The organism is Pseudomonas sp. GZD-222 (assembly GCF_049310525.1).
GTDB lineage: Bacteria > Pseudomonadota > Gammaproteobacteria > Pseudomonadales > Pseudomonadaceae > Aquipseudomonas.
Map to the genome: position 1 here is coordinate 38,169 of NZ_JBMOWO010000135.1, position 7,928 is coordinate 46,096.

At 61.1% G+C, this 7,928-nt stretch carries 8 protein-coding genes; 2 read left to right on the plus strand and 6 right to left on the minus strand.

The features are described 5' to 3' along the window. Positions 1-20: 20 nt before the first annotated feature. The 4 genes from ACO6VD_RS25610 to dksA all read right to left on the minus strand — a co-directional run bounded on the left by ACO6VD_RS25610 (position 21) and on the right by dksA (position 4,809). Complete coding sequence (locus tag ACO6VD_RS25610) at positions 21-2,975, minus strand: sensor histidine kinase (protein ID WP_400170267.1); 2,955 nt, start codon at positions 2,973-2,975, stop codon at positions 21-23. Further along, the gene (locus ACO6VD_RS25615) at positions 2,959-3,135 is read right to left on the minus strand and encodes a hypothetical protein (protein ID WP_003250005.1); all 177 of its coding nucleotides are present in this window, start codon (positions 3,133-3,135) and stop codon (positions 2,959-2,961) included. Before ACO6VD_RS25615 ends, ACO6VD_RS25610 begins: the two co-directional genes overlap by 17 nt. A gap of 261 nt (positions 3,136-3,396) precedes the next feature. Continuing rightward, positions 3,397-4,290, minus strand: a complete 894-nt coding sequence (gene gluQRS, locus ACO6VD_RS25620; protein ID WP_422422689.1) for a tRNA glutamyl-Q(34) synthetase GluQRS — start codon at positions 4,288-4,290, stop codon at positions 3,397-3,399. Between the two features lie 72 nt (positions 4,291-4,362). Continuing rightward, positions 4,363-4,809 (minus strand): RNA polymerase-binding protein DksA, encoded by a 447-nt coding sequence (gene dksA / locus ACO6VD_RS25625; RefSeq protein ID WP_422422690.1) that lies wholly within the window; start codon positions 4,807-4,809, stop codon positions 4,363-4,365. Between the two features lie 211 nt (positions 4,810-5,020). On the opposite strand from dksA, the gene ACO6VD_RS25630 reads away from it, so the two are divergent. Both ACO6VD_RS25630 and sfsA read left to right on the plus strand, forming a co-directional pair. Continuing rightward, positions 5,021-6,193: a pyridoxal phosphate-dependent aminotransferase gene (locus ACO6VD_RS25630; protein ID WP_422422691.1), complete on the plus strand. Its 1,173-nt coding sequence runs from the start codon at positions 5,021-5,023 to the stop codon at positions 6,191-6,193. Beyond that, on the plus strand, positions 6,193-6,906 hold the full coding sequence (sfsA, locus tag ACO6VD_RS25635) for a DNA/RNA nuclease SfsA (protein ID WP_422422692.1): 714 nt from the start codon (positions 6,193-6,195) through the stop codon (positions 6,904-6,906). The genes ACO6VD_RS25630 and sfsA overlap by 1 nt, the downstream gene beginning before the upstream one ends. On the opposite strand, the gene ACO6VD_RS25640 is transcribed toward sfsA, so the two are convergent. Next, entirely contained in the window at positions 6,896-7,213 is a 318-nt protein-coding gene (locus ACO6VD_RS25640; RefSeq protein WP_422422693.1) for a Rieske (2Fe-2S) protein, read from the minus strand. The genes sfsA and ACO6VD_RS25640 overlap by 11 nt on opposite strands. Before the next feature lie 229 nt (positions 7,214-7,442). Continuing rightward, entirely contained in the window at positions 7,443-7,715 is a 273-nt protein-coding gene (locus ACO6VD_RS25645; RefSeq protein WP_157191111.1) for a TfoX/Sxy family protein, read from the minus strand. Between the last annotated feature and the right edge of the window lie 213 nt (positions 7,716-7,928).

The window sequence follows — 7,928 nt, forward strand, 5'->3', positions numbered from 1 at the left end:
ATTCAATTCTCTCGACGGTCTCAGTTCACAGCGGACGTCGCTACGACATGACGTGGCAGGGTCACTCGGATCCGGGTGCCACGCTGGCTCTGGGTATCGGCCGGGCTGTCGATGGTGATTTGTCCATAATGCTCTTCCACGATGGAATAGACCAGAGCAAGCCCCAGTCCGGTACCTTCGCCCGGGTCCTTGGTAGTGAAGAAGGGTTCGAACAGACGATCCATGATGTTTTTCGGAATACCGCTGCCTTCGTCTTCGACGATCAGGTCGACGGTATGCTCGCTCGCTTCGCTCTTGACGCGCACGGCGCTGCCGGGTGGTGAAGCGTCGCGGGCGTTGGACAGCAAGTTGATCAAGACCTGGGCCAGGCGTTGCGGGTCGCCATCGACCCAGTGCTCGGGGTCGCACAGGTTGAAGAACTGTACTTCGAAATTGCGCCGGTTCAAGGCCAGCAGACCGATGGCGTCCTGCGCCACTTCGGCCAGGCACACCGGCTCGTCGCTGTGCTGGTGACTGCCGGCATGGGCAAAGCTCATCAGCGACTGGACGATGCGTGAAATGCGCTTGGTCTGCTCAAGGATCTGGCTGCTCAACTCGGTGATCTCGCCATCATCCTCGCGTTCTTCGCGCAGGTTCTGCGCCAGGCAGGCGATGCCGGTAACCGGGTTGCCGATCTCGTGGGCCACACCGGCAGCCAGGCGGCCGATACTGGCCAGGCGTTCGGAGTGCACCAGCTTGTCTTCCAGCGCCTGGGTTTCGGTGAGGTCTTCGACCAGTACCACCAAACCGCTGTTACCCGGTGCCAAAGGCTCGTCGATGGCTGCCTTGTGCAGATTCAGCCAGCGAGTCTGACCATCCAGGCCAAGACGCTGCTTGTGCAGGTGTTCATCGGGGATGTTGGTGAAGCCCAGCAACAGCCCGCGCCAGGGTTCGCTGATGGTGGTCAGGCGTGAGCCGACCACGCGTTTGGCGGGAATGCCGGTGAGTTCTTCCATGGCCTTGTTCCACATCAGGATTTCCTGATCCTTGGCCAACGAGCAGACGCCCATGGGCAGCTCCTGCAGGGTCTGGCGGTGGTAGCGGCGCAGGGCGTCGAGCTCGGCGGCAAGGCCGGTCAGGCGCGAGTGATAGTCTTCAAGGCGGCTTTCGATGAAGTGGATGTCTTCGGTGACGTAGTTTTCATTCCCGGACTTGTAGGGCAGGAAGGTCTCGACCATGTCCTGGGCCACGCTTGGTCCCATCAATCCCGACAGGTTGGCTTCGATACGATCACGCAGGCGGCGCAAGGCATAGGGGCGGCGCTCGTCGAACGGCAGGTAAAGATCGCGCAGGGCCTGTTCCACTTCCTTTTGTGCAGCCTTGGCACCCAGGGGCTTGGCCAGCTGGGTGGCAAATTCCTGTGGTGAGGCGGCATGCAGTTCGCGCCGTTGCGGGCGGCGCACGTTATCCACCGCACAGGCTTCGGCGGCACTGACTTCTTCGGTGCTGGCGTTGGTGAACAGCGAAATCAGGGTGAACAACAATACGTTTGCCGCCAGCGAGGCAATCGCCGCCATGTGCCAACTGGTGTCGTCGAGCACGTAGATCATGTTCAGCAGCGGGATGTAGAAACCCTGCAGGTTGCCTACCAGTGGCAACAACATGGTCACCATCCATACCAGGATCCCGGCCAGCAAACCGGCAATGAAACCTCGGCGGTTGGCGGTCGGCCAGTACAGCACCGAGAGCACGCCCGGGAGGAACTGCAAGGTGGCGACGAAGGCGACGATGCCGAGGTTGGCCAGGTCTTGCTGGCTGCCAAGGGTCAGGTAGAAGCCGAAGCCGGCGGCGATGATGGCGACGATCAGCGCCCGCCGGGTCCACTTCAGCCAACGATAGATATTGCCCTCGGCCGGTGGCTGGTACAGCGGCAGCACCAGGTGGTTCAGGGCCATGCCCGAGAGGGCCAGGGTGGTCACAATGATCAGGCCACTTGAGGCCGACAGCCCGCCAACATAGGCCAGTAGCGCCAGCGCCTGGTTGTTGGCGGCGATTCCCAGGCCCAGGGTGAAGTATTCGGGGCTGGTGCTGGCGCCCATCTTCAGGCCCGCCCAGAGAATCAGCGGTACGGCTAGGCTCATCAGCAGCAGGAACAGCGGCAGGCCCCAGCTGGCGCTGACCAGCGAGCGTGGGTTGAGGTTTTCGGTAAAGGCCATGTGGTACATGTGCGGCATGACGATGGCCGAGGCGAAGAACACCAGCAGCAAGGTGCGCCATGGACCTTCCTGCAATGGTGTGTGCAGGGCGGCCAGGGCGGTCTGGTTCTGCAGCAGCCAGACTTCCAGTTGATGCGGTCCGCCAAACACGCCGTACAGGGCATACAAGCCAATGCCGCCCAAAGCCAGCAGCTTGATCACCGACTCGAAGGCGATGGCGAATACCAGTCCCTCGTGTTTTTCCCGGGTAGCGATATGCCGGGAGCCGAAGAAGATGGTGAACAGGGTAATCAGGGCACAGAACGCCAAGGCGACACGAGCCTTGACCGGCTCGCCGGTGAGGATGCTGATCGAGTCGGCCACCGCCTGGATCTGCAGGGCCAGCAACGGCAGCACACCGATCAGCATGAAGATGGTGGTCAGCGCGCCGGCCCAGGTGCTGCGAAAGCGAAAGGCGATCAGGTCGGCCAGCGACGACAGTTGATAGGTGCGGGTGATTTTGAGAATCGGGTAAAGCAGCACCGGCGCCAGCAGAAAGGCTCCGGATACACCCAGGTAGCAGGCAAGAAATCCGTAACCGTACTGGTACGCCAGACCGACCGAGCCATAGAAGGCCCAGGCACTGGCGTAGACACCCAGCGACAGGGTGTAGGTCAGGGGGTGGCGAATGATCGAGCGCGGGATCATGCCGCGTTCGCTGACCCAGGCCACGCCGAACAGCACCAGCAGGTAGGCGGCGCTGATCAGGATCATCTGGGTCAGGCTAAAGCTCATCGGCATCACGTTGGCTCTGCAGGATAAAGGTCACGACGATCAGGATCAGCCAGAGCAGGTACGGGCGATACCAGGCACCGGTTGGCTCGATCCACCAGTCCATGATGGCCGGGGAGAACAGATAGATCCCCACGACCAGAAGCAGGACCAAACGATAGATATACATGCTGGCCTCAAAGGTTAGGGCGCTGCGGCTTGAACTTATTATTGGCGCAAATGGCTGAGGCGATGGTAACGGGCTTGTGCGTTTTTGCCAAAGAATTGAATTTATTGAGCTTTCCGGGCAGGGGCAACTGCTTTGGGTGAGGTCTGTGGTAGGAGCGGATTTATCCGCGATGGGGCGCAGCGCGGCCCCAAATTGCCGGGACTGCTACGCAGTCCATCGCGGCGGTCCGGCGCCCCGGTGAATCCGCTCCTACAACTAGCGTCAGTGCAGGTCCGCTTCAGGCACGCTCAGGCGCCGGGGGATAGCGTCGGGGTTCCAGTGCGATGCCGCATGCGCCAGCACTTCTGTCGGCGTGCCTTGCAGCATGCTCGCCTCGGTCGGTTGTCCTAGTGCACGCAGGGCCCGCAGGAGCAGTGGGGTGGCTTGCTCGGAGGGTAACGGCGCGGAGCGGTAGCTTTTGCCCAGCTTATGGCCATCGGGTTGGGTAATCAGCGGGACGTGCAGGTAACGCGGTTGCGACAGGCCCAGCAGTTCTTGCAGGTAAAGCTGGCGCGGGGTGTTATCCAGCAGGTCGGCGCCGCGCACGATGTCAGTCACGCCTTGCCAGGCGTCATCCAGTACGACCGCCAGTTGATAGGCATACAGGCCGTCGCGACGGCGGATGACGAAATCGCCGACCTCACGCCCCAGGTGCTGCTCGAAATGCCCCTGGACCCGGTCTTCGAAGCGGTAGGTCAGTTCCGGTACACGCAGGCGAATGGCGACATCCTGCTGGCCATGACCGGCATTGCGGCAGAGGCCGGGATAAATCCCGTTGTAGCCTTCCAGCTGCTTGCGCGAGCAGGTGCAGGCGTAAGCAAGACCCTGGCGGAACAAGCGTTCAACCACTTCGGCGTAGGCAGCGTGGCGGTGGCTCTGATAGACCACCTCGCCATCCCACTCCAGGCCATAACTTTCCAGGGTGTGCAGAATCGCCGCCTGGGCACCCGGGGCTTCACGGGGCGGGTCGATATCTTCCATGCGCAACAGCCACTGGCCGCCGACCGCTCGGGCATCAAGCCAGGAGGCGAGTGCCGCGACCAATGAGCCGAAGTGCAGGAAGCCGCTGGGGGTGGGGGCGAAGCGCCCGATGTAGCGAGGGTTGTTCGTGCTCATGGAGGCAGGTACTGGGCAATCGTCACAGCTATAAATGAAGCGGGGCGCCTTGAGCGCCCCGTTCTGGTCAGATCAGGCTTTGCCGACCTGCTTTTCCTTGATTTCCGCCAGGGTTTTGCAGTCGTAGCACAGGTCTGCGGTAGGACGTGCTTCGAGGCGGCGAATACCAATTTCCACGCCGCAGCTTTCGCACCAGCCGTACTCTTCGTCTTCGATCAGTTGCAGGGTTTTGTCGATCTTCTTGATCAGCTTGCGTTCGCGGTCGCGATTACGCAGCTCAAGGGCGAACTCTTCTTCCTGGCTGGCGCGATCGGCCGGGTCAGGGAAGTTGGCTGCCTCGTCTTTCATGTGGTCCACAGTCTTGTCTACGCCTTCCATCAGCTCCTGCTTCCACTTGTGCAGGAGTTTGGTGAAGTGCGCGCGCATTGGGACACCCATGTACTCCTCGCCCTTGGATTCTTTATAGGGTTCGAAGCCGCGAACGAGTTGACTGCTTTGTTGCTTTTCTTGGGTGGACATGAATAGACCGCCTCTCACTCTTCTAATCCATTGCGCAGGCTGCTCCATCTCCGGCGCCCGCCGGCCCTGCGACTGCGAGCCGCCGAACTTACCAGATCGAATCGGGGCGCGCTACTCCCGGTTGTCTTCGTGGTTGACAGCAGGTTTAGCCACACGTTCGCCTCGGCACACGGGTAGAATCATTATTCTAGACCCATTTGAGAGAAGGTTGATGGCCCAGTCCTACAGTGCGCGCAGCCGCGCCATAGAACCCTTCCACGTCATGGCCCTGCTGGCACGCGCCAACGAGCTGCAAGCCAGCGGCCATGATGTGATTCACCTGGAAATCGGCGAGCCGGACTTCACCACGGCTGCGCCGATCGTTGCAGCTGGCCAGGCTGCACTGGCTGCCGGGCACACCCGCTACACGGCCGCCCGCGGTTTGCCGGCACTGCGTGAAGCCATTGCCGGCTTTTATCAGCAGCGCTATGGCCTGAGCATCGATCCTGAGCGAATCCTCATTACCCCAGGCGGTTCGGGCGCCTTGCTGTTGGCCAGCAGTCTGTTGGTTGACCCGGGCAAGCACTGGCTACTGGCGGATCCCGGCTATCCCTGCAACCGGCACTTTCTGCGCCTCGTTGAAGGCGGTGCGCAACTGGTGCCAGTAGGCCCTGAAGTCAACTACCAGCTCACTGCGGACCTGGTTGAACGTTACTGGGATCAGGACACCGTCGGCGCATTGGTGGCGTCCCCGGCCAATCCGACCGGCACGGTGCTCGATCGTAGCGAGCTGGCCGGCCTGTCGGCGGCGACCCGTGCTCACAATGGCCATCTGGTGGTCGATGAGATCTATCACGGGCTGACCTACGGGATGGAGGCCGCCAGTGTGCTGGAGGTCGATGACCAGGCCTTCGTCCTGAATAGTTTTTCCAAGTATTTCGGAATGACCGGCTGGCGCCTGGGATGGCTGGTGGCCCCACCGGCAGCTGTAGGTGACCTGGAAAAGCTGGCGCAGAATCTCTACATCAGTGCGCCGAGCATGGCGCAACATGCCGCGCTGGCCTGTTTCCAGCCGCAAACACTGGCGATTCTGGAAGAGCGCCGCGCCGAGTTTGCCCGTCGCCGCGACTTCCTGCTGCCCGCCCTGCGCGAACTGGGTTTCAAGATTGCCGTGGAGCCGCAGGGTGCCTTTTACCTGTACGCCGATGTCAGCGCCTTTGGTGGTGATGCCTTCGCGTTCTGTCAGCACTTTCTTGAAACCGAGCATGTAGCCTTTACCCCGGGCCTGGACTTCGGCCGCTACCAGGCCGGGCACCACGTTCGTTTTGCCTACACCCAAAGCCTGCCGCGTTTGCAGCAAGCGGTGGAGCGAATTGCCCGTGGTCTGCGGAGCTGGCAAGGCTGATGCATTTTTCTCCATCCCTTGAAACCGCACGTCTACTGCGCCGCTACAAGCGCTTTCTGGCCGACATTGAACTGGCCAGCGGCGAGCAGATCACCATCCATTGTCCCAATACCGGCTCAATGCTCAATTGTATGGTCGAAGGCGGGCAGGTCTGGTTCAGCCGTTCCAATGACCCCAAGCGCAAGTTGCCGGGGACATGGGAAATCAGTGAAACGCCGCAGGGCCGCCTGGCCTGTGTGAATACCGGGCGGGCCAATGCTCTGGTCGAGGAAGCCCTTCGGGCTGGGGTTATCCGCGAGCTTGCCGGTTTTACCGGGTTGAAGCGCGAAGTAGCCTACGGCGAGGAACGCAGCCGCGTGGACTTTCGCCTGGAGTTCGCCGATGGGCCCGCTTATGTCGAGGTCAAGAGCGTAACCCTGGGCTTTGACGGCTCGACCGTCGCGGCCTTTCCCGATGCGGTTACCCAGCGCGGCGCCAAGCACCTGCGTGAACTGGCGGCACTGGCCCGGCAAGGCGTTCGGGCGGTACAGCTGTACTGTGTAAATCTCAGTGGAATCGAGGCCGTGCGGCCTGCCGAGGAGATCGATGCCGCGTATGCGCAGGCATTGCGAGCTGCAGTGGCAGACGGCGTCGAGGTACTGGCCTACGGCACGCGGATCGATGGCGAGCAGGTCTACGTCGATCGGGCGTTGCCGGTACTGCTTAGGGAATGAGCCAGATACCCTGGCTGTCTTCAAGGCAGTCCAGGGCATCCAGCTGTTCACCTGCGCAAGGACCGGCCACACATTCACCAGATTCGATCAGAAACAGTGCACCGTGCCGACCACAGGTGATCAGGCTGGCGCTGCTGTCGAGAAACTGGTCGGGCTCCCAGTTCAACGGGATGCCGCGGTGAGGGCAGCGGTTGCGGTACAGGTAAACACGACCCGCGCGGCGCACGGCAAACACGGCGCTGTCGTCAACGCTGAAGCCACGGCTGCGGCCTTCGCCTAATTGGTCGGATGAGCAGAGAAAATGCATAGCGGGGAGTTACCTGGAGTCACTGTTGGTTTGACGCTATCAAACGATACCAACTCCGGGCAAAAAAAAGACCCGGCAAAGAGCCGGGTCAATAACCGTGATTAGCCTGATGAGGAGATAATCTGAGAGTCCGAACCAGGGGCTTTCAGGTTATCCAACCAGTCTCGCGACCAGTTGTGATAATCATAACGATTCTCATTACGGTGTCAACTGCCGTGACTCACTATTTTCAATTATTTTTCTGAACGGCTTTTGCGTCGAGCTGTTGGTTCAGGGCTTCCTTGCGTTCGGCCGGAATGTCATTCCAGTGTACGTCGAGCAAGGCGCCTTCAATCGCATAGAGCAGTACCTTCGAGGCCCGGAAGCCACGGGTGCGCACCGCTTTGTAGGCATTTACCGCCCCCAGACGGCGTAAATCCGAAGCACTGTGGATGCCGACCGCATGCAGCCACTGCGCAGAAGTCTTGCCAAGGTTTTTCAGATGCTGGAGTTCATCGTTCATCAAGCCTCCTTGCGACGGCTGAACGGGTCTTCAGAAGGAATCGCTGGCGGGTCAATGAGCAGTGTAGCGGCACTTGGAAAATACGCGGCGTTTTGCCATCGAAGCTGGAAAACGGTCTCTGTGGGAGCGGGGGGGGGGGGGGGGGGGGGGGGGGGGGGGGGGGGGGGGGGGGGGGGGGGGGGGGGGGGGGGAGAGGAGGAAAAAGAAACAAAA

Coding starts and splice junctions, on each gene's coding strand:
- ACO6VD_RS25610 (WP_400170267.1), bottom strand. CDS start 2,975: ATGCCGATGAGCTTTAGCCTGACCCAGATGATCCTGATCAGCGCCGCC.
- ACO6VD_RS25615 (WP_003250005.1), bottom strand. CDS start 3,135: ATGTATATCTATCGTTTGGTCCTGCTTCTGGTCGTGGGGATCTATCTG.
- gluQRS (WP_422422689.1), bottom strand. CDS start 4,290: ATGAGCACGAACAACCCTCGCTACATCGGGCGCTTCGCCCCCACCCCC.
- dksA (WP_422422690.1), bottom strand. CDS start 4,809: ATGTCCACCCAAGAAAAGCAACAAAGCAGTCAACTCGTTCGCGGCTTC.
- ACO6VD_RS25630 (WP_422422691.1), top strand. CDS start 5,021: ATGGCCCAGTCCTACAGTGCGCGCAGCCGCGCCATAGAACCCTTCCAC.
- sfsA (WP_422422692.1), top strand. CDS start 6,193: ATGCATTTTTCTCCATCCCTTGAAACCGCACGTCTACTGCGCCGCTAC.
- ACO6VD_RS25640 (WP_422422693.1), bottom strand. CDS start 7,213: ATGCATTTTCTCTGCTCATCCGACCAATTAGGCGAAGGCCGCAGCCGT.
- ACO6VD_RS25645 (WP_157191111.1), bottom strand. CDS start 7,715: ATGAACGATGAACTCCAGCATCTGAAAAACCTTGGCAAGACTTCTGCG.